Annotated in this window: 20 protein-coding genes; 10 read left to right on the forward strand and 10 right to left on the reverse strand. The window is 59.2% G+C overall.

All coding sequences use genetic code 11. The features are described 5' to 3' along the window. Positions 1 to 43 precede the first annotated feature (43 nt). Positions 44 to 1,705: a choline dehydrogenase gene (gene betA / locus RLW41_RS19920; RefSeq protein WP_414462609.1), complete on the forward strand. Its 1,662-nt coding sequence runs from the start codon at positions 44 to 46 to the stop codon at positions 1,703 to 1,705. Between the two features lie 29 nt (positions 1,706 to 1,734). On the opposite strand, the gene RLW41_RS19925 is transcribed toward betA, so the two are convergent. Both RLW41_RS19925 and RLW41_RS19930 read right to left on the reverse strand, forming a co-directional pair. Then, positions 1,735 to 3,285, reverse strand: coding sequence for a DHA2 family efflux MFS transporter permease subunit (locus RLW41_RS19925; RefSeq protein ID WP_414462610.1), 1,551 nt, complete (start codon positions 3,283 to 3,285; stop codon positions 1,735 to 1,737). Further along, a complete protein-coding gene (locus tag RLW41_RS19930; RefSeq protein WP_414462611.1) occupies positions 3,272 to 4,153 on the reverse strand; it encodes an HlyD family efflux transporter periplasmic adaptor subunit in 882 nt (293 codons plus the stop codon). The genes RLW41_RS19925 and RLW41_RS19930 overlap by 14 nt, the downstream gene beginning before the upstream one ends. 581 nt (positions 4,154 to 4,734) lie before the next feature. On the opposite strand from RLW41_RS19930, the gene RLW41_RS19935 reads away from it, so the two are divergent. Beyond that, positions 4,735 to 5,370 carry a GNAT family N-acetyltransferase gene (locus RLW41_RS19935; protein WP_414462612.1) on the forward strand — a complete coding sequence of 212 codons (636 nt, stop codon included), beginning with the start codon at positions 4,735 to 4,737 and terminating at the stop codon, positions 5,368 to 5,370. A gap of 100 nt (positions 5,371 to 5,470) precedes the next feature. On the opposite strand, the gene RLW41_RS19940 is transcribed toward RLW41_RS19935, so the two are convergent. From RLW41_RS19940 to RLW41_RS19950, 3 genes are all read right to left on the reverse strand, one after another. Further along, positions 5,471 to 5,653 (reverse strand): hypothetical protein, encoded by a 183-nt coding sequence (locus RLW41_RS19940; protein WP_409559788.1) that lies wholly within the window; start codon positions 5,651 to 5,653, stop codon positions 5,471 to 5,473. Positions 5,654 to 5,883: 230 nt separating this feature from the next. Then, on the reverse strand, positions 5,884 to 7,542 hold the full coding sequence (locus RLW41_RS19945) for a L,D-transpeptidase family protein (RefSeq protein WP_414462613.1): 1,659 nt from the start codon (positions 7,540 to 7,542) through the stop codon (positions 5,884 to 5,886). Between the two features lie 239 nt (positions 7,543 to 7,781). Next, a complete protein-coding gene (locus tag RLW41_RS19950; RefSeq protein ID WP_414462614.1) occupies positions 7,782 to 8,342 on the reverse strand; it encodes a hypothetical protein in 561 nt (186 codons plus the stop codon). A gap of 405 nt (positions 8,343 to 8,747) precedes the next feature. On the opposite strand from RLW41_RS19950, the gene RLW41_RS19955 reads away from it, so the two are divergent. Then, positions 8,748 to 10,253 carry an undecaprenyl-phosphate glucose phosphotransferase gene (locus RLW41_RS19955; RefSeq protein WP_409559791.1) on the forward strand — a complete coding sequence of 502 codons (1,506 nt, stop codon included), beginning with the start codon at positions 8,748 to 8,750 and terminating at the stop codon, positions 10,251 to 10,253. A gap of 266 nt (positions 10,254 to 10,519) precedes the next feature. Then, a complete protein-coding gene (locus tag RLW41_RS19960; protein ID WP_414462615.1) occupies positions 10,520 to 11,266 on the forward strand; it encodes a DUF1194 domain-containing protein in 747 nt (248 codons plus the stop codon). Between the two features lie 334 nt (positions 11,267 to 11,600). Here the strand turns inward: RLW41_RS19960 and RLW41_RS19965 are convergent, their stop codons facing one another. The 4 genes from RLW41_RS19965 to RLW41_RS19980 are packed head-to-tail and all read right to left on the reverse strand — an operon-like array spanning position 11,601 to position 16,283. Next, entirely contained in the window at positions 11,601 to 12,413 is an 813-nt protein-coding gene (locus RLW41_RS19965) for a formylmethanofuran dehydrogenase subunit C (RefSeq protein WP_414462616.1), read from the reverse strand. Continuing rightward, positions 12,413 to 13,318 (reverse strand): formylmethanofuran--tetrahydromethanopterin N-formyltransferase, encoded by a 906-nt coding sequence (gene fhcD, locus RLW41_RS19970; protein WP_409559794.1) that lies wholly within the window; start codon positions 13,316 to 13,318, stop codon positions 12,413 to 12,415. The genes RLW41_RS19965 and fhcD overlap by 1 nt, the downstream gene beginning before the upstream one ends. After that, positions 13,315 to 14,979, reverse strand: coding sequence for a formylmethanofuran dehydrogenase subunit A (locus RLW41_RS19975; RefSeq protein ID WP_409559795.1), 1,665 nt, complete (start codon positions 14,977 to 14,979; stop codon positions 13,315 to 13,317). Before RLW41_RS19975 ends, fhcD begins: the two co-directional genes overlap by 4 nt. A 20-nt stretch (positions 14,980 to 14,999) precedes the next feature. Next, positions 15,000 to 16,283: a formylmethanofuran dehydrogenase gene (locus RLW41_RS19980; protein WP_414462617.1), complete on the reverse strand. Its 1,284-nt coding sequence runs from the start codon at positions 16,281 to 16,283 to the stop codon at positions 15,000 to 15,002. A 223-nt stretch (positions 16,284 to 16,506) separates the two neighbouring features. Between RLW41_RS19980 and RLW41_RS19985 the strand changes: the two genes are divergently transcribed. The 4 genes from RLW41_RS19985 to RLW41_RS20000 all read left to right on the forward strand — a co-directional run bounded on the left by RLW41_RS19985 (position 16,507) and on the right by RLW41_RS20000 (position 19,265). Beyond that, positions 16,507 to 17,052 (forward strand): SRPBCC family protein, encoded by a 546-nt coding sequence (locus tag RLW41_RS19985; RefSeq protein WP_013947515.1) that lies wholly within the window; start codon positions 16,507 to 16,509, stop codon positions 17,050 to 17,052. Further along, a complete protein-coding gene (locus tag RLW41_RS19990) occupies positions 17,053 to 18,015 on the forward strand; it encodes a beta-propeller fold lactonase family protein (RefSeq protein ID WP_409559797.1) in 963 nt (320 codons plus the stop codon). A gap of 186 nt (positions 18,016 to 18,201) precedes the next feature. Beyond that, positions 18,202 to 18,894, forward strand: coding sequence for a hypothetical protein (locus tag RLW41_RS19995; protein WP_414462618.1), 693 nt, complete (start codon positions 18,202 to 18,204; stop codon positions 18,892 to 18,894). Next, positions 18,891 to 19,265, forward strand: a complete 375-nt coding sequence (locus RLW41_RS20000; protein ID WP_409559799.1) for a hypothetical protein — start codon at positions 18,891 to 18,893, stop codon at positions 19,263 to 19,265. The genes RLW41_RS19995 and RLW41_RS20000 overlap by 4 nt, the downstream gene beginning before the upstream one ends. 57 nt (positions 19,266 to 19,322) lie before the next feature. On the opposite strand, the gene RLW41_RS20005 is transcribed toward RLW41_RS20000, so the two are convergent. Then, entirely contained in the window at positions 19,323 to 20,291 is a 969-nt protein-coding gene (locus RLW41_RS20005; RefSeq protein ID WP_414462619.1) for a quinoprotein relay system zinc metallohydrolase 2, read from the reverse strand. A 448-nt stretch (positions 20,292 to 20,739) separates the two neighbouring features. Here RLW41_RS20005 and RLW41_RS20010 point away from each other — a divergent pair, with 448 nt between their 5' ends. Continuing rightward, a complete protein-coding gene (locus RLW41_RS20010; RefSeq protein ID WP_409559801.1) occupies positions 20,740 to 22,560 on the forward strand; it encodes a methanol/ethanol family PQQ-dependent dehydrogenase in 1,821 nt (606 codons plus the stop codon). Positions 22,561 to 22,853: 293 nt separating this feature from the next. Further along, complete coding sequence (locus RLW41_RS20015) at positions 22,854 to 23,543, forward strand: c-type cytochrome, methanol metabolism-related (RefSeq protein ID WP_409559802.1); 690 nt, start codon at positions 22,854 to 22,856, stop codon at positions 23,541 to 23,543. Positions 23,544 to 23,622: the final 79 nt, after the last annotated feature.

Below are 23,622 nucleotides of genomic sequence, written 5' to 3' on the forward strand. Positions count from 1 at the left end.
CGCATCTTCAGATTAAGACAGAAAGACTGAGGTCCAAGGAACGATGAGCAAAACCCAAGACTTCGACTACATCATCGTCGGTGCCGGGTCGGCGGGATGCGTCCTCGCCAACCGCCTGACGGAAGACGAAGGGGTTCGCGTTCTCGTTCTCGAAGCCGGGCCGCAAGACAACAGCATTTTCATTCATATGCCGTCGGCGTTCGCCTATCCGCTGGCCGGCACGAAATACAACTGGTGGTACGAGTCGGAGCCGGAGCCTTATCTCGATAATCGGCGGATGTACTGTCCGCGTGGACGCGTCGTCGGTGGCTCGTCGTCTATCAACGGCATGATCTATATTCGCGGTCATGCCTTCGATTACGACGCTTGGGCGCGTCATCGGGGCTTGCAGGACTGGTCGTATTTCAACTGTCTGCCGTACTTCAAGAAGGCCGAGACGCGGCTCAAGGGCGGCGATAAGTATCGCGGCAATTCCGGGCCGCTTTATGTGACGACGGCGCCGTGCACGAACCCGCTTTACGATACCTTCATTGAGGCCGGCCGGCAGGCGGGCTATCCGGTGACCGAGGATATGAACGGTTACCAGCAGGAAGGCCTCGGCCGCATGGACATGACGGTCTACAAAGGCCGCCGCTGGAGCGCCGCTCAGGCGTTTCTGCGGCCAGCGCAGAAGCGTGGCGGCGTTGAACTCAAGGCGAAAACGCTCGTCACGCGCATCCTGTTCGAAGGACGTCGTGCCGTCGGCGTCGAGTTCAGCCATGGCGGCAATCTGCAGTCGGCGCGCGCAACGCGCGAGGTGATCGTCAGCGGCGGCGCGATCAATTCACCGCAAATCTTGATGCTGTCGGGTATTGGCAATGCGGATGAATTGAAAAAACATGGCATTCCGGTCGTGCAGGATCTGCCCGGCGTTGGAGAAAACCTGCAGGACCACATCGAGGCCTACGTCCAGTACGAATGCACCAAGCCGGTTTCGATTTACAGCGCCAATAATCCGCTGGCAAAATTGAAGATCGGCATCGAGTGGCTGCTGACGGGGAAGGGCCTAGGGGCGACGAACCATTTCGAGTCCGGCGGCTTTATCCGCAGTGAAGCGGGCGTTTTGCATCCCGATCTACAATATCACTTCTTCCCGATGGCCATCAGCTACGACGGCACGTCGGCGGCGAAGGGGCATGGCTTCCAGGCGCATATTGGGCCGATGCGACCGACGAGCCGGGGCTATGTGAAGCTTAAATCAGCCGATCCGCGCGAGTATCCAAGAGTACTCTTCAACTACATGCAGACGGAGCAGGACCGCAAAGAGATGCGGGCGGGCATCCGTTTAACGCGCGAGATCTTTTCGCAGCAGGCCTTCGATCAGTACCGTGGTGCCGAATTGGCGCCGGGGCCATCCGAAACGAGTGACGCAGCCATCGACGCCTTCATCCGTGCGAAGGCCGAAAGCGCCTATCATCCGTCATGCTCGTGCCGGATGGGCACCGATGAGATGGCCGTCGTTGACGGTACGGGCAAGGTTTATGGCGTCGAAGCATTGCGGGTGGTCGATGCGTCGATCATGCCGGATGTCGTCAGTGGTAACCTCAACGTGCCGACCATCATGATGGCCGAGAAGCTGGCGGATGCAATCCGTGGACGGCCGCCACTGCCGGCGGAAGAGGTGCCGGTGTGGTTCAATCCGAACTATCAGACACAGCAGCGATAAGCCAGGGTGCTGAAAGTTCGGCAAGCGCCCTAGTGCTTGCCGACGTCACCGAAGGGTGAAGCGGCACCGGTTTGCCGCAGCAACAGCACGAATGGAATAAGCAACAGGAAGCTCAGCGTTACGAAGCCAAAGGCTTCGATGAAGCCGATCATTGTCGATTGGCGTGTCAACTCATAGCCCAGAATCTGCATCGCACGCGGATCGGTTGGCGACAGTCCCGTCGAGTTAAGCCACATGTGCAGGGCGGGATTGTAGGGATTGATCCCGGCCGAGAGGGTCTGAAGGTTCTCGTGCGTCGCGCGCGTCAGAACCGTTGCGCCTATCGCGATGCCCAGCGAGCCGCCAATCGTACGTGCGATGTTGAAGATGCTCGCGGCCTGATCCGAAGCGTTTTTCGGTAGCGTTTGATAGGCGAGTGTCGAGAGTGGCACGAAGATCATGCCCATGCCGATGCCTTGGACGATGCTCGGCGCGATAATCCAGAAGCGATCGACGTCGAGGTTATATGTCGTCGTCACGTAGGTTCCGGCGGCGGACAGTGTCAGTCCGACGAATACCAGCCAGCGGGAATCGATGTGCTGGATGAGCGTTGCGACGACGACCATGCCAATGGCGACGGCGATACCGCGCGGTGCCATCACCAGACCGGCGGTGCTTGCCGGATAGCCGAGCAAATGTTCCAGGAACAGCGGCTGCAGCGCAATGGTGCTCAGCATGCCGACACCGAACGCCATGATCAGGAATGTCGACGTCGCCAGATTGCGGTCTCGCAGAAGATTGAGCTTCAGGATGGCGTCCGGCCGATTGAAGCTGCGAACCGCGAACCAGGTTAGGCATGCGAAGGATAGGAGCGCGAGGCTGACGATCATCTGCGATGCAAACCAGCCTTCGCTGTTGCCGCGGTCGAGCAGCATCTGCAGGCTGCCGACACCGATTGCCAGGAGCGCAGCGCCGAGCCAATCGATCGGCGAGCCCGAATGGGGCGTCGCTTTGATGTAGGCGGCGATCAGAAGCAGGTTGATGATGCCGATGGGAAGGTTGACGTAGAATACCCATTGCCAACCGAGGTGGTCGGTGATGAAGCCGCCGACCGTTGGCCCCATGATCGGGCCGAGCAGGACGCCGATACCCCAGATCGCCATGGCCTTGCCGCGCTTCTCCGGCTCGAAACTGTCGACCATCGTCGCTTGTGAGAGAGGGACGACGCTTGCCCCGAATGCACCCTGAAGCAAGCGGAAGATGACCATCTGCATCAGTGAATGCGATTGGCCGCAGAGCATCGAGGACACGACGAAGCCTGCGACGCTGACTGTCAGCACGCGTTTTCGGCCGAAGCGCTCAGCGAGAAAGCCGCTCATCGGAATGACGATGGCTTCGGCGACGATGTAGGACGTTAAAACCCAGGTGATCTGATCGGGCGTCGCTCCAAGAGTGCCCATCATGTCGGGCAGGGCGACATTGACGATGGTCATGTCGAGAATGACCATCAGCACCGCCAGCAGCACCGCGAGCGAACTCAGCAGCCTGCTCGGTCCCGCGGGGGCGTCGGCTGGGGCCACGGCCTGATTATTTGGTGGCACTACCCGCTCCATCGGACGTGGTGTCGATGGTTACAGACGCAGACGCGCCGACGCCGAGCGGCAGGTCGCCAGGTTCGACCGTAAGCGCGATCCTGACGGGAAAGCGCTGGACGACCTTGACCCAGCTCCCCGTCGCATTTTCCGAAGGCATCAGCGAGAATGCCGAGGCGCTAGCGCGGCTCACGGCTTCGACCTTCCCGGTCAACTTCTTCGACGAATCGCTGTCAAGCCAGACAGACGCCGTTTGGCCGGGCTTGATGCGGGCAAGGTCGGTTTCCTTGAAATTCGCATCGACCCACCACGTCGAAGTATCGACGAGCGGGAAGAGCGGTACGCCGGCTTTCGCGACCTCGCCGGGTTGGATGCGGACTTTGCCGACCGTGCCGTCGACCGGCGCCTTGATCGTCGCGTGCGAAAGTTCAGCATTGGCTTCGGCAACGGCGATATCGGCCTCTTCAGCATTGCCTTTGGCGGCTGCGGCCTGGGGGCCCGTCGCCTGGGCGGCTTGCTGCTTGGCGATGTCGCGGCGAATTTCAGCGCGTTTAAGGGTGGCGCGGAAGGGCGCTTGATTGAGCTCGACCAGAACGTCGCCTTGTTGGACGGTCGCGAATTCCTTGACTTTCACGTCCATGATGAGGCCTGTCACCAACGGCGTGATCTGGATGATGTTAGCTTCGACCTGGGCGTTGTCCGTCGATGGATAGAGCGTTTCGTGCTGCCAATACGCGTAGCCGGCAGCGATGAGGGCGAGCAGGCAGACAAAGCCAAGAATGCCTATGCCCCGCTTCGAAAGCAGCGGCTTTTTATCGGAAGGCGTGACCTGGCCACCGTTGGCCGGTGGTTTTTTTTCTGGCAATCGCTCTTGCATCGGCTTCTTCCGTTTATTCGAAGGCTGCAACTTTCGTAGTCCTTTTGCAGTTGCCAGGAACGGGAATGTCTGCCGCAACAGGCAAAATGGGCACGCACGCCGTCCGACGCCCAATCACGGTATACGACTGGCCCGGCCGAAATATTGAGCTTTTTGATTGCCACCGGCGCGGAGGTTTATCCCGACGCGGCGCACAAAAAGAGACAATCGATGCCCCCTCTATAGGCTCTTAGGGGATTTGTCACCAACGCGACGATTACGCGTGCGGGGTCGCCGAAATGTCGCGGTAGGGGCTTTCGGGCGAGGCCCGCCGTTCACCTTCGGCTGGCGCTTTCGACCTGAAAAACGGCCGGCTTTGCGGATCGTTCCGGCTGTTTCCGCTGGCGGAGGCGGGGTGGGGCCGGGTGGGGCAGCGTTAACGGTCGTTCCAGGATGCGTGCATCGTCAGAAACCGAAGTTTTAACTGGTCGAAGGAGCTAGCCCCGGCGTTAACGGATCGGGAGCGATTGGGGGCGCAATAATTGCACTCATTCCTAAGCTGACTTTAAAAACCATCCGTATTGCAAAAGGATACTCCCGTCGTGATCGTTTCGGGGCGATTGGATGAGGCTGAGGCGACATATTCGCGTCTCTTAGCGCAGCGCACGAAGACACTTCAGGAATCGGACGACGTCGATAGGCGGCTGGCCACGCTTATTCGCCAGGAGCCGATCGTTGAGTTGATGACGAAAAGCCAGCGGCTTTTCTTCGTGAGCCGTGGAATCTCCGACGTCGGTGTGGTCTATCGTGTCTTCCGAACGGAGCTGTCGGCTATCATCGGCGAGGAGCCGATCGGGTTTTGCGATATCGTAAAGCCGAAGAACGGCATCTGCGTCATTAGCAGCGCCGAGGTTTCGCGGTCTTGTCAGCGCAAGGGCATCGCGAGCGCAGTTTACGATCTTATCACGGCCGATATGGCCAAGATCGGCGGGCTGCTTTGGCCGGTCTCACCGAAAAATATGTCGGACGCAGAATTCAAGGTTTGGTGGCGGCGTTCGCCCGCCCTGGTCTTTTATTATCCGCATCGGAGCCGACTAGGCCTTAGCCGTCGCGCTGAATTCGAAGAGTTGTTCGACGAGACGGTGAACCTGGGCGTCTGGGATCGACTTCTGTCGCATAGCTCGGTGTTGATGGCCCGCATGCGGCGGTCTTGGCGCCTTGGCTGCTTTCGCCGCTGACGATCCGAGCATGGTGGTCGGTGCAGTTCACAGCGCATCGCTGCGCGGGGCAGCCGTTCCGTCGCCGGCCGTCGTTCGATTATGCCAATGCCTATTTCGGTCAGTCGTACCGGTGCTGGGCGCTCGCAAGTATGCGTTCCGCTAAGTCGAGTGCCTCCCGCACCTTAGTTGAGATGACGCAGCGTTTCTGAAGCTCGTTGTCGGCAAACTTCAGGGCGTCCCGAAGCTGCTCGATAACACCCAATGCGGTGATGTCGTTCGGAAGACGTTCGTGCGCGTTCATTGTGGTTCCTCCCGGCCCTTATTCCGGGAGGCAATATCTTTCTCGCGGCAATTTCAAGGAATACGCCGCCTGCATATGTCGGAGCGACCCTCAGGGCAATTGGGCACGGGGAACGTCATGGCACCGCCGCTAAAGGTCGTGCTTGCAACCATGCCGGGCCGCGGAACGGCGGACGCCACTTTGAAATCGATCCGTGCCGTAACGCGGGCGCGCCAAGATTTGGGATAGTTTCACCACCAGCCAAACATTGATCGTTGGCGAGGATAGGTCCGGCGTCCGTAGCGATCATAGCCGTAGTAGTAGTCATCGGCGCTGTCGCTCATGAAGTTATCGTTGCGGAAGAACTGCTTTGGCCGCTTCTTGATGCCGCCCTGAGGTTCCGTGCTGATGAGGACGATAAAATCCGTGGCTTTTCCGGTTTCCTTGCTCATCGGTTCGTCCGAGACGATCAGCGATGATCCCGGCCATACGGCGCTGCTCAACCTGGCGGACACCTCCGGCGAGATAGTGATGCGATCGAGTGCTGCGCTCGCTTCGGCCACGTTCGTCGGGGGAGGCGTGTTGGCATCGTTGAGCCTATACCGGCGGTCTTCGTTATACGCATAATCGGCGTTGTCGGTGTGTTCGAGCGAAACAGCCGTCCAGCTCACGTCCTTGCCGCCATTTTTGTATCCAACGGCCGTGAAGACGTGCGTGCCGATGGGCTGTTGCGGATCGGCGATGGTGACGGGCGCGTCGAAAACGGGCTCGTTGCCTTGACGGACATAGAGCCGTTGCGTCTTCAGGCTTATGAAGACGGAGATCGGCAACGCCTTGCGTTTGGCTTCATTGAGAACGGCAACCGCCTGATCTCGTGCCGCCAATGCCGGGGCGGCCTGATCTGTTGCCTTCTGCAATTCGGCCTCGGCGGCCTGCAAAGCTTCTGTGGCCGTAGCAACTTTTGCAGCAGCTTCATCGGATTTCTTGGCGGCGCGTTCCTTCTCTGTTGTCCATTTCTTCTTGAGCTTATCGGACTTGGCGTTCGCCAGGCGCTTGTCGATCGCGGCCAAACGGCTGTCGGCGGACTTTTTGACCGCTTCGGCTTTGCGCAGCGCTTTCGCGGCCCTGTCTCGGGGCGCCTTCTTGTCGGCGATGATCTGCTCCATCTCCTTGGCCTGATCGAGGGCGGCGTCGGCAAGGATCTGCTTGCCCTCGGCGATTGATTTCAGGGCATTGAGTTCCACTTGGCGTTCCGGCCATGCGCGTAGGTCAGGAGAGAACGTCGGGCTGGAATCGGGATCGTTCACGATCGGATCCTGGTACGACATCGGGATGGCCGTCGCGGTCTGGACGGATTGCAGCGGCGTCGGCTTCATTAGCAGCGGGTGAGAAATCTCGACCGGCGCGACGTCATCGTAAGCAACAACGACACGCATGCCGAGTTTCGTCAGCGGGAAAAGGCGCTGGGCAAAGCTGTCGGGCATGCGAACGCAGCCATGGGACGCGGGATAACCGGGCAACTGACCGGCGTGCAGGGCAATGCCCGACCATGTAATCCGCTGCATGAAGGGCATCGAGGCGTCATCGTAGAGGTTCGAATAGTGTTCTTCTTCTTTTTGAAGGACGCTGTAGACACCAACCGGAGTCTCGTAGCCGTCGCGGCCGCTCGATACCCGGCCGCTCATGGAGCCACCGTTTGCGTCATAGACCGTAACGCGTTGATCTTTGATGGAGACGATCGCGATGACGGGAGGGCCGGATAGGGTTTCCCGGGCCGTCTCTTCGATAGGGCGCTGATTGCGTTTTCCGGCGTCTGCGGGGGTAAGGGCGGCACTGATGGCCAGGGTTGATAACGCGATGGTTGCCAACCGGACGATCGAACGCTTCCACTGAAGACGCAAACTGAACATTTGTCAGACCTTAAATATGCAGCTGATGCGAGAAAACAGAGGCCTCCAACATAATCTCAATCAGGTTGCCTATTGATTAGCGCATGCTCCGTAATCGTTGTCTCTGCCAGGGCGTGTGGCTCGAAAACCTCAGAATACAGGTTAACGACCAATCAAGACCATCGCTTGACGGCCGATAGGGAAAGCGCCCCAGAACGAAAAGGTTCGGGGGCGCTGGCCAAATTGGGTATCAGTTGCGCTCAATAATCCGGGCAGGCCCAGCGATCATAGCGGCTGCTCCACCAGCAATCGTCGCCATAGTCGTCATCATAGTAGCCGTCGTCATAATAGAAGTAGGGATAGCCGCCGATGAAGAAGCGGTGACGGTGGTGATGACCGTGTCCATGTCCGTGATGGAAATGGCGACCGTGATTTAGGTTCGCGCGGGCCAGAGACTGGGTGCGGACGTGCGATCGTCCCGCCATGTGTCCACCGTGAAGGTGACCGCCGTGGAAGCCCCCGAAGCTGCCACCATGGAACCCACCACCGTGAAACCCTCCACCGCCAAAACCGCCATGAAAGCCTCCGCCCCCGAAGCCTCCGCTGTGGCCTCCGCCGCCACCGAAGCCACCTCCGTGGCCGCCGCCACCACCGCCTCCAAACCCGCCACCGCCACCGGCGTGCACTGGGACGAGGAATCCTTGAACGTCGCCTGACGTCAGGGTTGTTAGTGGCGTTATTGGCCCCGCCACCGCGGCGCAGGCGCCGGCAGCTAGAGCGAAAGCTCCGGCGACCAGCGGAAATAAGAATCGTTTCGACATTGCTGTCTCCTTGATCAGATGCGAGTGCATTCGGCCTTCGTGCCGTCGAGTGACGGGGCCTTCGCGCGCAGGTCTGAGGATTCAGGGACGTGCGTGGGGGCGCAGTTGCGTCGGGTCGGGAAGGCCGACGAACGGAACGTCTCTCCGTTAGCCATAAGGTAGGAAGCGGTGGCGGGGTTACCTGTTCCCAAGGGAACAGCCCGCGCATCAGGATTGATGTCGAGATCAAAGGACCGCGGCCGAGCGTATCATTTTGCGGCACACAATTACGTTATCTTTGCCGTGCCGATTTTGTTTTGTGACCCTTTTCTATTCTACGGATGCCTCCGGCGCTTTCATTTACCAGAGCCTCACTGGCATGCGCGTATGCCCATTTTGGCAGTTGGCGGGTACGCGGTTTGCGCAATGATTGAGGAAACGGGTCGAGCCCGATCCATTTTCGAGAAGGATGCTTCGGCTCACGTGTCGGAGTGGGCGCCTCGGCTGAGGTCGCTGTTTTTCGACCGCCGTGGCAACGCCTCACGGCCAAAATTGCTATTCGCCGTCGCATGCGCCGACGCCCTGTCGGTGATGGCCGCTTGGCCGCTGGTCAACTTACTACTTCATGAATCTTTCACGCCCACGTGGCGCAGCTTCTGGGCGACGGTCTTTGTGGCTGGGTTGTTCATTGCCGCGCTGCGCGTGCAGTGGTCATATACAATTCCATCTCTCCGCAAGTTTGTGCAGCAAGTCTGGAAGGTTCTGATTTCCGTTGCCGTCGTCTCTCTCGCGGTATCGGGCGTGATTTTTCTTGCGGGCGAGACGTCGGTGTCGCCGGAGGACGTCGGTGGATGGATGGAGCTGTCGGCCATCCTTTTGTGTTTCGTGCGTTTCGTTGCGGCGTTGGTGGCTCGTCGGTTGACACGCGCGGGCGTCCTGGTCCGTCGGACGGTCATAGTTGGCGGCGGTAAGGATGCGGAGCATCTTATCCGCGAGTTGAACAACGACCCGAACAATCACTTGTGCATTCTGGGCATCTTCGACGACCGGCAAGATGATCGCTCAGCCGGCGACTTCGGAGGTGTCGCGCGGCTCGGGACATTCGAAGACCTGGCAGACTTCTGCCGCAAGTCGAGTGTCGATCTCTTGATCGTTACGGTGCCGGCGCGCGCCGAAGAGCGTTTGATGCAGATTCTCGACAAGCTTTTTGCATTGCAAGTCGATGTACGGATCTCGGCGCTGAATTCAAAGCTCCGGATCAACTCGCGAGCCTATAGCTTCATCGGTCAGGTGCCGATGCTGGCGGCGATGGACAAGCCGCTCGGCGACTGGGATCATATGCTCAAGGCGGTCGAAGATCGGCTGATCGGTTCGCTGCTATTGATTCTGGCGTCGCCAATCATGGCGATCGTCGCGATTGCGATCCGTCTCGAAAGCCGCGGACCGATTTTCTTCCGGCAGAAGCGATATGGCTTCAACAATGAGCTGATCGAAGTCCTGAAGTTCCGCTCGATGTATGTCGATCAGCAGGACGCCACGGCGAGCAAGCTCGTTACGCGCGATGATCCGCGTGTCACTCGTGTCGGCCGGATCATTCGGCGCACGAGTCTCGATGAGCTTCCGCAGCTCATCAACGTAGTGCAAGGGCAGATGTCTCTCGTTGGACCGCGGCCGCATGCAACGGGCGCCCGCGCGGAGCGAGATCTCTACGAAAATGTCGTGCGGGGCTATTTCGCGCGCCACCGCATGAAGCCGGGTGTCACCGGCTGGGCGCAGATCAACGGCTGGCGTGGGGAAACCGATACCCACGAGAAGCTTGTCCGGCGCGTCGAGCACGACCTCTATTACATCGACCATTGGTCGGTGCTTCTCGATCTTTACATCATCGCGATGACGCCGATTTCATTGCTGACGGGCAGGAACGCTTACTAGCGTTTCGTCGTGAGCCTTATCGACCTTTTGGCCTAGTCCGAGCTCTCTCGCGCGACGGAGAAAATATGTGGCGATGCACAAGGATGCCTCTTCAGTGAAGAAATGGCGCGTAGCAAGCGCGAGTATTACGACTGGCGCAGATGGCTTGCGCAATCATGCCTGTTTGCTAGCTTGGTAGGAATTCGGCGTTCGCGCCGCGCTTGCGCCTGCAGGAGCCTCGCATTTTTAATTTTGTCGGACAGGGACGAGCGACCATCGCAGCGATCTTGGCTATTGTCGCCGGTGTTGGCTTCGCTGTGACGTCTGCCAACGCGCAAGAAGGGCCGCCGGTCGATACGGCGCTGGTTGTGTCTGTCGACGTATCGAACTCCGTCGACGAAGGCCGCTATAAGCTGCAGATGGAAGGTATTGCGAAGGCGCTGGAAGATCCCGGCGTCATCGATGCCATTACCGGCGGTTCGGCGGGCGGCATTCTGTTTTCCATGGTGACGTGGGCCGACACGCCGTCGTTCGTCATTCCGTGGATCAGGATTGCGAACAAGGCTGACGCATTGGCTGCGGCGAAGCGCGTGCGATCCCTGCCGCAGCAGGGCGGGGAATTCACCTGCATGACGCGGATGCTGCGATCTGCGAACGACAAGATCGTGCCGCAGATTCCCGCGAAGGCCTCGCGCATCATCATCGACGTTTCGGGCGACGGCCCCGACAATTGCAATGCCGAGGAGCCGATCGATAAAGTCCGCAACGAACTCGTCAGCAATGGCGTGACGATCAACGGATTGCCGATCTTGCTCGACACGCCCGAGGATTCAGCACTGCTGCCGAAAGCCGTTCCCGGGGGGAAGCCGCCGCTCGAACAATGGTATCGCGAGCATGTTATGGGCGGTCCGAGCAGTTTCGTTCTGCCGGCGCTGGGTTACGGTGATTTCGAGCGGGCGATCCGGCAGAAGTTCGTCATCGAAGTCAGCAGCGTGGCTTCGCAAAAGTATTCGATCGCCACGTCAGGCCGATAATCGAGAAGGCTGACAATCAGGCCGCTTGATAGCTCAGATTTTATCTTCGCTGGTCGGACCGCAATGCCAACGTTTAACAGTCCAGCCGGGATGATCTGCAGACCATCGGGCGAACTGTGGCTGGGCATGCGCCATGCACGTTCTTGCGTCGACGTCCGCATCAATCGGGATTTTATAGTCGCGGCAGACGTTTGGATCGTTCGTCAAGCAAGCCGACAAAATGAGGGCGATCATGGCGAGGTTTCCCGGGCGATGCGTCGTTGAAGCGTCATCATACTGAGACGCTACGCACCGGGAATCCGTTTCTTATGTCGGCAACCGCAAAGGCCGGCCGCTAAGCCGCAGGCAATAGGATTTCGCCCCGTCCAATCGTGGCGGTGTCACCGCCAATCTTCTGGACAAACAAGGGCATGGGCTTAGGCGCGAGATGGCCAAGCGTTTCCTTCAGATAGCGGGCGATGACGCGCAAGATCACGAGATCGTGTTTGCCGCAATCGACGAACGTCGGCAGCAGGCTTTCGACGCTCGGGCCGATCAGTGTGCCGCGGCGCATCATAAGACCGGGTTCGGCACCGAAGCCGCCTTCCGCCCACATGGTGCCGCCGATCATACGCGAACCGGCGCCAGGGCCGGTCTTGCCTTTGACGACGATAATGCCACGACGCATCTTGTCTCCGGCGCGGGCGCCAATGTTGCCTTCGATGACAACGGTACCGCCGAGCATGCCGAAACGATCGCCGGTCGCGACGCCGCCAAGATTGTCTCCGGCGTTGCCGGAAACGAGGATCATGCCGCCGGTGGAACCCGACGCCAGATAGTCACCGACATTGCCGCGAACTTCGATCTTGCCGCCGGTCATCAGGCGCGCAGCGAACGACCCGATATTGCCGATGACGCGGATCGTGCCGCTATCGAGGCCACCGCCGACGAAATCAATCTCCGACGTTGCGCCTTCGATGGTCAAGGTGTCGCCGGCGCTGCCGGAAATATCGAATGCGTCACCTAGGGCGACGCCGCCCTTTTCGATGCCGACATTTAGCTTGCCGATCTCGTGTGCCGATAGCGCAGCGAGCTTAGATGGCGTGATGCCGTCGAGAGTGATCCGCTCCGTCGCGGGCGCCTTGAAGCGCAGCGTGAGGCCGCTCATCAGATCAGATCCTTCAGATGATAATGATGCTGTCCGAGCTTGCCGCCGTAATTGCCGGCGGTGATCCGCGTAACGCCGCGGCTGGCGCCGACATCCGTCACGGCTTTGAGACCTGCATGCATGGCGTCGGCGACGGCTTTGGACGTCAGACCGTCGATGACGATTTCGAGCACGGCGAGGGTATCAGGTGATAGCTCACTGTGTTTGACCGTGCCGCGCAGGGTCGGGCAGAACGCGTCGTTAGTCGAGGCGTGCATGCCGGCGTATTTCGCACCGACCTTCGAGCCGGAACGAACTATGCCGCCGGGGAACGGCGTGATGACGTCGTCGATCTTGGCGATCTCTTCGACGGCGTGTTCTGCCGTTTCGAGAAGGCCTTTGCGGTCGCGGCCGACGATCAACATGTTGCCGCCGCCCACAGCATCCGTCGTGACGCCAGTGTCTTCCTCGATGATAAACTCACCGTCCATGACGGGTACGCGCCAGTAGCGGCTATCGCCGAGTTTTTTAGCCGTCTGATAGCCGTCGCCGAATAAACGCGTGCCTTTTCCGAGAGGCATCGTCTTTTCGGCCTTGAGGCCCGCATAGCAAGCCGAGCCGGGGCTCGTCAGCACGCACTGGCCGATACGATTGCGGACCTGCGGGAGCAGGGCATCAGGCGAAAATCCGAAGATCAGAATGCGAACGCCGGGACGACCATCAGGCGTTTCGTCCTCCGACAGTTCCTTGTCGATACCGCATTCAGCGCCGGCGCCGATAACGGAGGTGCCGAAGCCTGTCGCAACCGTCGCCGCTATTTTCGCCCACTTCATCGAGTCGGCGGTGATGATGATCCCGGTGCCGCTCATGCCGAAGGCTTCGGCGAACGTATCGTCGATCGAGATACCGTTAACGGTCTTGCTCATGCTACGCGCGCCCCGGTCGGTTGGATGATCAGCGAGCCGCGGCCACCGTTGATAATCTCGTCATCGGAGAGGCGGAAATTATCCATGCGGATCGTGTGATAATCTTCGAAGTAAGGTTTGAGAGATTTTTCGATCGAGGGATCGTACGACGGCCGCGCGACGTGCGTTGCACCGTTGACGACCTTGATGATCTTGCCGTTGCGCACGATGAGTTCGCCGTTCTTGAACAGCAATTCGGGTGTCGTGAACATTGCTTCGCGATCCGGATTGTCATCATAGACCGTGATGTCGGCCCAGGCGCCGACGCCGAGGTGACCGCGATCCTTCAGGCCGAGGCTGCGTGCCGGGCCGGCGCGCGTCATGATCGCGATCTCGTAGAGCGAATATTCGCGATCGAGCGAGGCCAGCGTCGAATACTTCAGCGCGTCCGGGTTGATCTTCTGCATCATGTCGTTGCGGAAGGCTTTGTCCATCAGCAAGCGGATGAGGTGCGGATACCAGGTGAATGGGCCGCCGTTCGGATGGTCGGTCGTGAGGAAGAGACGCCACGGATCGTTGACCAGCAGGAACAGCTCCAGACCGATCGCCCACTGCAGCGCGTTGACGAAGCTCTTGTCGCGATACTTGAACGGTACGACACCGCAACCGGCGTCGCACTCGATATCCATCACGACCCACTTCTTCGGGCTTGCAGAACGCGAGGTCACGAACTGGCGCATCGAGTCGCCGGAAGCCGTGCACGTCTGGCCGAACATGACCTGACCGACGTCGCACGAGACGTTCGGATTGTCGTTGATTGCTTCCGCGATGGGGGCCGCCGCCGATGAGAACTTCAGATCGCCTTCGGTTCCGTAACTGTGGAACTGAATGTGCGTGAGATGGATCGGCAGGCCTTCCGCGCCCTTGATCGTCTCAAGCGTCGTTTCATAGCCGCCTGGTACGCCCAGGTTGCAGCCGTGAACGTGCAGCGGATGGACGACGCCGAGTTCCTTCAGGCCGCGCGCCAACGTGACGATGATATCCCGCGGGGTGACGCCGTAGTAGACGTGCTTCTCGTTCAGGTCGAGCTTGCGCTGATTGAACTTGAAGGCGCTGATGCCGCCCGGATTGACGACCTTGACGGCGATCGCTTGTGCCGCGTGCATTGTCCAGGCGATATAATCCTTGATTGCGGAGAAGTCTTTCTTGCCTGCGACCTGGCGCAGGAAGAAGTCATCCGAGCCAAGCATGACGAAGGCGCCCTTGTCGATGATCGACGTGTCGGCCATCTCCATGTGCGCCTGGCGGGCGTTGGCGGGCAGCATCGCCGGTTCGAACGCGGCGGTGTAGCCCATTTCGGCGTAGCGATAGCCGGTCAGCATCGTCGACGGGACGGCATGGCCGACGCCCGCGCGCGTCAGATCCGTGCGTGCAACGGTGTCGTGCATATGATCTTCGGGCAGCATCATGCGGGCGATCGTCATCTTGCCGCCGCCGATGTGCGAGTGTGGGTCGATGCCGCCGGCCATGATCACTCTGCCGTGGAGCGCGTATTCATGCGCGACCTTGGCATTCGGATCCGGGGAGACGATGCGGCCATCCTCGATGAAGATATCGCGGACCTCGCCGTCGACCCCATTCGCGGGGTCGTAGACTTTGCCGCCGGTGAGCTTGATGAGCATTCGCGATCTCGGAATTGTGCCTAGAGGGCAGCTTCAATTTTTTCGAGGACGTCAGCCGCGCGCGGAAGCGTCGACTGGCGAAGTTGTCTCAACGGCAGTGAGACGACATTGTCGACGCGCACCATTGTGCCGGCGTGATCGACGCCCGGCGTGCCCACCGGAATATAGACCTTCGGTGTGCGCGACGGCTTGATGCCAGGTGCGCCGAGGAAGATCGTCGGGACGTCCGTCTCTGGCTCCGTAATGTTCGACGAGAACGACGAGAGCCACAACAGCAGATCGCCTTCTTTCGCCGCGAGCAAACGGTTTGCCGAATAGCGCTCGGGGTCATAGTCGGGTTTTCCGGACGCATATGATATGCGCAGCGGGAAGCCTGACTGCCAGCTGCATACCGCGCCGGCGGACGTTGCGCCGTCATGGCCGCCAAGGGAGAGGCCGGCGAACCGCGAGGTCAGGTTGATCTCTTTGACAAACTCGGAGATCGCCTGGACGGTGAGATCAGCATTCGGGAAGGTCAAGCTCGGCGGCGCCCAGATGATAACACCGTAGCTCGCTGCTTTACAACGCGCGAGGAGATCTTCGACGGCGGCGCGCGGCAGACCACCGATGCTATCGCCCGAGACGGTGCCGCCCTTGTTCATGGCGCGCATAGCGTCGAGAATTTCGGCGATACGATCGGGCTGAACGGGCAGCGACAGAACTTCGCCGATGCGTTTGCCTTTTACTGCGGACTGGTCGAGCTGATCGCCAAGGAACACGACTGTCCGCTTCGGCGGATCGTCAGCAAACATCGAGGCTTCGTTGCACACGATGCGCTCGAAGAAGCGCGGGTGATGCTGATGGATATCGCTGCCCGCAACGATGAAGAGATCGGCGCGGTTGCGGGCTTCCGTCAGCGTCGTCAAAACCCAGCCCGTCGACTGGAGCACACGGAAATTGCGATATTGTCCATCGCTCAGCGCATGATCGACGATGCCGCCGCCTTTTTCAGCTAGGGCAATGGCCGCGCGAATGCCGTCGACGTCGGTGCCAAGGCCGCCGAAGATCGGCAGACGGCTCTCATTGATGAGGCGGGCAGCGGCAGCGACGGCTTCGTCGAGCGTAACGTCCTTGCCATCGATCTGCGGTTTCGGCTCGCTGAGCGGCCGCTCGAAACCAGCAACAGATTTTACGCAGCCGTTCTTGAGGACTTTCAGTCCATCACCGGAAGGGCCGATATCGAGATCATCGCAAAGGATGCCACAAAACGGGCAGGGGACGTTCTCAAAGTGGTTCGCGCCGTTCCTCGACTTTTCGGATTCCAAATCGAGCTCCTCATGGACCCAGAGCCTCTCGGCCGCGGGATTCGACCAAAGTACGCCGGCGCAGGTAAAACAACGCGACGCTAACGGTCAAGCACAGCGAAGGGGCAGATCGAATGCGACACATTTTGCCGTCTTTCCGTCGATGCTGAACACGCATAATGTCCGCCCGCTCGTTGTCGGGCTCAGGGCTGGGTCCCACACCAGAAATCTCCGGAGGAAATGTATGCTGAAACGCTTGGTGATCGCCGCAACGATCGTCGGACTCGCGCCGCTCTCGCTCGCTGGGGCAGCTTGGGCACATGGTCCGAGCCGCCAGAAGGTTACGGAAACAATTGAGATCAACGCGCCCGTCGACAAAGTCTGGAAAGTTGTCGGTAACTTCCAGGACATGAGCTGGCTTGGTATCGTCGCCAAGACCGAAGGCAAGGGCGGCAACGAAGTTAACGCCACGCGTACACTCACACTCAAGAACGGTGGTACGGTCGAAGAGATGCTCGACAAGTACAACCCGGAAGATCACATGTACGCCTACGAGATCACGAAGGTCGATGTGAAGGTTCTACCCGTCAACGATTACTCCTCGCACATTACGGTTGAAGCTGACGGCGCCGATAAGTCGACAGTGACGTGGTGGGGTGGTTTCTATCGCGGCTACATGCTGAACGATCCGCCGCCGAACCTGACGGACGAAGTGGCGCTCAAGGCCGTGACTGACCTCTACAAGCAAGGTCTCCAGGACCTGAAGAAGAAGGTCGAGAGCGGCGGCTGAGTGCGTAAAAACGCACATAAATTGCGCCTTTTGAAGCTTGGGCAAGGCCTGATCGCGGTATGCGCGATGGCCTTGCCTGCGTCGGCGCACGAAGCACTGTTGACGGATCAGACGTCCGATACGCTGTCCTTTGTCGATCTCGATACGATGAAGGAAACGGCGCGGCTGACTGTGACCGGCAAGCCTGCCGGCATCGCGCTTTCTCCCGATAAGGCGACGGCTTACATCACTGCGCCCGACAGCAAGGAGCTGATCGAGGTCGATGCCGTTGCGCGCAAGGTGCAGCGGCGGCTTTTCCTTGACGGCGGGCCCCTCGGGATCGCAGCCAATCCGATGCGGCCGGAGGTGTACGTCGCCGACTGGTATACGCACAAAGTTCGCATCATCGATACGCAGAGCCTGACCGTGGTTGGGGAGATCAGGGTCGGTGACTCGCCCTCCGGCCTCGCCGTGACGCCCGACGGAAAATTGCTCCTGTCTGCGGATCGCGACAGCGATGCAATTTCGATTGTTGATGTTGCGAGCCGTAAGGTGCTGGCATCAATTCCGGTCGGCAAGCGTCCTTTCGGCATTACGATCGACGCGCGTGGCGAGCGTGCCTATACCGCGAACGTGAAGAGCGACGACGCAACCGTCATTGATATTGCAGCGCGGAAAGTCGTTGGCAGCGTCAAGACAGGACGCCGTCCTTATGCTGTGGCGCTCGCGCAGGGGAAAGGGTTCGTTACGGACCAATACGGAGGGACGGTTACGGTTTTCGATCTGGCAACGCTCGCTCCGGTCAAGCGGATCGACACGTGCGATCATGCGGAAGGGATTGAAGCCGATCCCGGCGAAAAAAATGTTTACGTCTCATGCTGGGGCGAAGACGTTTTGCTTCGTATCGATCCCGTGAAGCTCGCCGTTACGGGGAGGGCAGCCGTCGCTGACGGGCCGCGCGCCTTCGGTAAGTTTCTTCGTTAAATTTTGCAGGGTTACCGGCTTGTAAGTTGTGAGTTGCCGTTCTTCCGGCAACTTTCAGGATGTTTTGCAACCCGGCAAGCGGCCCTGCGGTGTTTGGCAGATTTCTCTCAATCTCTGTTCAAGCGATCCATGTCCCGCTAAATAGCCGGGAAAAATTACCTAGACGATCTAGGAGGATCGCCCTTTATGTCAAAGTTTTCATTCCGTTATGCCGGTCTGGCAGCTCTTGCGGTAATGTGCATGGCGTCGGCCAGCCTATCGGCGGAGGAAACTCCAAAGCCGGCCGACATTCTGTTCGAACGGCCTCACATTGCGTCCGTCGCGCCGGGTACGAACCTCGTCTACAAGTTCGAGCGCACGCCATCGGATCCAAAGGCCTTGGGGCCCGGCTTTTCCGATAACATTACGCTGACGGTCGAGAGCGATGGCGCACCGGGCAAAAAGAACGTTCGGCTGCAGATCTATTCGGGTGACCGCGCGAGAGATCCGCAAGAAATCACCGACATGGACGGCAATCCGATGCTCGTCGTCTATCTCGACGATGCGGTGGCGCATTTCAGGCTTCTTGCCGGTGGCGACGGCGCCTATCTCAAGAACATGTTCAAGAAGAGCTTGGCGCAGGACGCGAAGATTGCGCCGGTAAAGATCGACTACAAAGGGCAAGCCATCGATGGTTATCGCGTGAGCCTCACGCCCTATATCAACGATCCGGCGAAGGCACGGATGAACGGCTTCGAGGGCTCAGTATTCACGATTGCGCTATCGGACAAGATCCCGGGCTATTTTGCGAAGATGGTTTCGGACTATACGAACAACGACAAAAAAGGTCCTTCGCTCAAAGAGACGTTGACCCTTGATGGTGTAGGAGACGTCAAATGAAAAGCCGTCTTGTGAATGCCGGCGCGAGCGGTTTTCTCGCGATTGCGGCGATTCTCGTTCCAGGTTTCACGACGCATTTGTGGGCGCAGGAATTGCCGGCCAACGACTATCCGACTGTTGCGCGCGCCGACTATGTTTACGCGTGTATGGCCGTAAATGGCCAGACGCGGCCGATGCTCGAAAAGTGCTCGTGCTCGATCGACGAGATCGCAAACATTCTGCCTTATGCGCAGTATGAAGAAGCCGAGACGCTCATCTCCGTCGGCCTGAAGGGTGGCGAGAACGTCGCGTGGACCCACGCGCCGGAATTCCAGGAAAAGGTCAAAAACCTGCGCCGCGCGCAGGTTGAAGGCGAATTGCGCTGCTTTTGATGTTTGTGCCCGGCGACGCCCCAAAGGGGAACCGGCCGCCGGGCACGGCATCGTCTTTTATTCCCACTCAAGCTCGGTGTAGGCCGCTGTGACGTTGCGCGGATTGTGCTCGTCGAAAAGGGCCCATTTATCGCGCTCGGACTGAGCCGCAGTCGCGACGGCCTGTTCGAGCGTTTTTCCGTCCTTGATCATCTTGCGGACGTCGGTTGCCAAGACTGTCAGGTAGCGCTGCACGGGCAGGATGGCGTCAGGCCAAGTCATGGACTTTGGCCCATGGCCTGGGACGGCGCGCTCGGCCTTTTCCTGCATCAGTTCGGGAATGAGCTTGAGCCAGCCGACGATCGAGCCATCGAGCGTCGGAATGTGCCCCGAGAACAAGAGATCGCCTAAAAAGAACGTCCCGGTCGGTTGGTCGTGGATCGTCAAGTCATTGTCGGTGTGAGCTGTCGGCCGGGTCTTGAGCGTCAGGACACGCCTGCCAAGGTCGAGTTCGAGAGTGTCTTTGACGAGCACCGTCGGCGGGATGATTTCGGTGCCTTTAAAAGCGGCTTCGCCGAGGCGCTCGCGGGCATTCGCCAGATAGCTTTCCTTACGCGCGTAAAGTGCGGCGGGAAGCTTGTAATGGCCCACGAATTCCAGGTTCGGCGCCTTGAAGGCGGCATTGCCCATCACGTGATCGGGATGCATGTGCGTGTTGATCACGTAGCGAATGGGCTTGTCCGTGATCTGCTTGATGGCGGCGTGGAGATCGCTTCCCATAGCGAATGATCCACTGGTGTCGATGACGGCAGCCGCCTCCGAGCCGACGATACAACACGGATTGGAAATGTCGCCCCGGTTGGCCTTGTTCACGAGCTGGTATTTGCCGACGTGAACGAAAATTCCTGGAGCGATTTCAAGAACTCCGATCCGTTCAGCCTCGGCGCGCGAGATCTGGGGCAGGAGTGGCAGCAGTGCTGTCAGCGCAGCGCCTCGGAGAAAGTCTTTTCGGGAAGGTTTTCCAACGATGAAGGGATAATCGGTCATGCATGCGAGCCAATTGATTACAGCTCCTAGTATGCGCCTCTTTCCGCGGCATTTGAATTTACGCCCTTCACGAAAGCGCGAGTTTGTGTGATCGGACGCCGCGATTTTCACATTCGGGAACAATTAGACGTGCAGCGCACCATTTTTGCTGCGACGCAATTTTCCCCCATAAACACAGGGGTTTTTTGGGTCAGAAGGGTTGTCCTAATTTGCCGCACGAGAATGATCGTCGCACTTCGTGTTGCGGCTTGAAAAAAAAAGTGTCTACATGCCCCCCGTTCACGCGGACTACCGGTTTCTACACGGTTTCGTGAAGAACTCCTGCTCCGGCCGGGCAAAGACGGGAAAAAATCCCGCAAAACCTGAGATCGGATTTGGGAGATATCGGCAGTTCGCGGGATCGACTTGCAAGCGTGGCAAGACATTTGTCTTAAACGGAGGAAGCGCGATGCGCAAAAGTGCATTCGCATGCGGTTTGTTGGCAACTGCCGCATTCTCGGCGTCCGCATGGGCGAACGAGAATGTGATCAAGTTGTCCAGCGATCCGAACAACTGGGCAATTCAGTCCGGTGACTATGCTGGTACCCGCTACTCAAAGCTGGACCAGATCACGACCGAAAACGTCGGTCAGCTGAAAGTGGCTTGGACGTTCTCGACGGGCGTTCTTCGCGGCCATGAAGGCGGCCCGCTCGTGATCGGCGACGTGATGTACCTTCACTCGGCGTTCCCGAACATCGTCTATGCTCTGAACCTCGCTGACGAGCAGAAGATCATCTGGAAGTACACGCCTAAGCAGGATCCGTCCGTTATCCCCGTCATGTGCTGCGACACGGTCAACCGTGGCGTGCAGTATGCCGAAGGCAAGATCTTCCTCCATCAGGCCGATACCGCTCTCGTCGCTCTCGACGCGAAGACGGGTAAGGAACTGTGGAAGGTCGTTGACGGCGATCCGAAGAAGGGCGAAACGGGCACGGGTGCTCCGCTCGTCACGAAGGACAAGGTGATCATCGGTATCTCGGGCGCTGAATTCGGCGTTCGCTGCCACGTCACCGCCTACGACATCAACACCGGTAAAAAGGTGTGGCGCGCCTACTCGATGGGTCCTGACTCCGACATCCTCGTCGATCCGGAGAAGACCATGTCGCTCGGCAAGCCGGTCGGCAAGGATTCTTCTCTGAAGACCTGGAACGGCGATCAGTGGAAGATCGGCGGCGGTTCGACCTGGGGCTACATGGCCTTCGATCCGGACCTCAACCTGATCTACTACGGAACGGGTAACCCCTCGACCTGGAACCCCGCTCAGCGTGCGGGACCGGATGGCAAGCCGATCGACCAGAAGTGGTCGATGACGATGTTCGCTCGCGACGTCGACACCGGTATCGCCAAGTGGGCCTACCAGATGACACCGTTCGACGAGTGGGACTATGACGGCATCAACGAGCCGATCCTGGCCACCCTCGACATCAAGGGTCAGGAGCGCAAGGTTGCGGTTCACTTCGACCGTAACGGCTTCGGCTATACCTGGGATCGCGTGACGGGTGAACCGCTCGTTGCCGAGAAGTATGATCCGATCGTCAACTGGGCGACCGGCATCGATCTCGACAAGTCGAGCCCGAACTATGGCCGTCCGATCCGTGTGGCGAAGTACTCGACGTTCAAGAACGGCGCGGACTTCAACACAAAGGGCATCTGCCCTGCGGCTCTCGGTTCTAAGGACCAGCAGCCAGCGGCGTTCTCGCCTCTGACCAAGCTGTTCTACGTGCCGACGAACCACGTCTGCATGGACTACGAACCGTTCAAGGTCTCGTACACGGCTGGTCAGCCTTACGTCGGCGCCACGCTTTCGATGTTCCCTGGCCCGGATAAGCCGGAGCGTATGGGTAACTTCATCGCTTGGGACGCAACGAAGGGTAAGATCGTCTGGTCGAAGCCTGAGCAGTTCTCGGTGTGGTCAGGTGCTCTGACGACAGCCGGCGGCGTTGCCTTCTACGGCACGCTCGAAGGCTACTTCAAAGCCGTCGACCAGAAGACCGGCAAGGAACTGTTCAAGTTCAAGACGCCGTCGGGCATCATCGGCAACGCCATGACATATGAGCAGGGTGGCAAGCAGTACGTAGCCGTGTTCTCGGGCGTTGGTGGCTGGGCCGGTATCGGTCTCGCTGCGGGCTTGACGAACCCGACCGACGGTCTCGGTGCCGTTGGTGGCTACGCTGGCCTCTCGGAGTACACGAACCTCGGTGGCTCGCTCACCGTGTTCGCTCTCCCATAGGCTCGAGCCTAGACATACAGGAGCCGGTGCGGGGCAACCCGTGCCGGCTCTTTGCCGTGAAAATTGCGCCGAATTAATGCAGTGGCCGAAAAAACATCTTTCAAGAAAATGGCACAATCTGCTACGAGGGCGACAATTTGTAATAGTCTAACAGGCAAGTTTGCGCAGGTATTTATCCTGCGCACTGTTCTATCGGACAGCAACAAGGGGTCCGTTCGGAAAAAGGGCTCTATAAAAAAAGACCAATGGGCGGTGGCGACCCACGCAATTCAATCCAGGAGAAGAGGATCCTCGTGAACAAGTTGATTAAGACACTTGCAGTCGCATTGATGACGTTCGGGGCTGCAGGCGCTGCCGCTGCGAAGGAGCAGACGAAGACTGACGAAGCACACGCGGCGGCTCCCGCTGCGAAGCTGATGCAAGTTGCGGAAGATGCCGCTCCCAATCCGGACGATCCGAACGCCCCGCCTCCGGGCTCGCGCAAGCCCGATGGCGATGCCGTCTATCCGAACCCTGTCAGTGAACTGGCGAAGAAGGATGGCATCAAATTCGAAGACGGCCGTTATCGCAACAAAGACGGCGATCCTATGCCGGTCGTGACGAAAGACTACATGGTGGACTGGGGTACCTGGAACGGCTTCCGTCGCTATCACGACGCCTGCCACGTTTGCCACGGTCCGAACGCGCTAGGCAGCACGTTCGCTCCGGCTCTCGCCGATTCGCTGAAGACGATGGATTATAACACCTTCATTGCGACCGTTTCGAGTGGCCGAAAGGTGAACCGCGGTGGCACAGAGTTCGTCATGCCGTCGTTCGGCGAAGATAAGAACATCATGTGCTACATCGACGATATCTATACCTACATCAAAGCCCGTTCCTACTACGCAACCGATCCGAAGACTGGTCTCCCTCCGGGTCGCCCGAATGGCCGTGAAGACATCTCGCCGGAAGCCAAGAAAGCTGCCGACGACTGCACCGGCTGAGGTCTGGAAGTTTTTCCCGACCTTCTCATATGAGAAGCCTGCCTCGCGCGTCGGTGTCGCGTGATGCAGCCCAGGACTA

Source organism: Hyphomicrobium sp. DY-1, from assembly GCF_047497105.1.
In the GTDB taxonomy this organism is placed as follows: Bacteria; Pseudomonadota; Alphaproteobacteria; order Rhizobiales; family Hyphomicrobiaceae; genus Hyphomicrobium_B.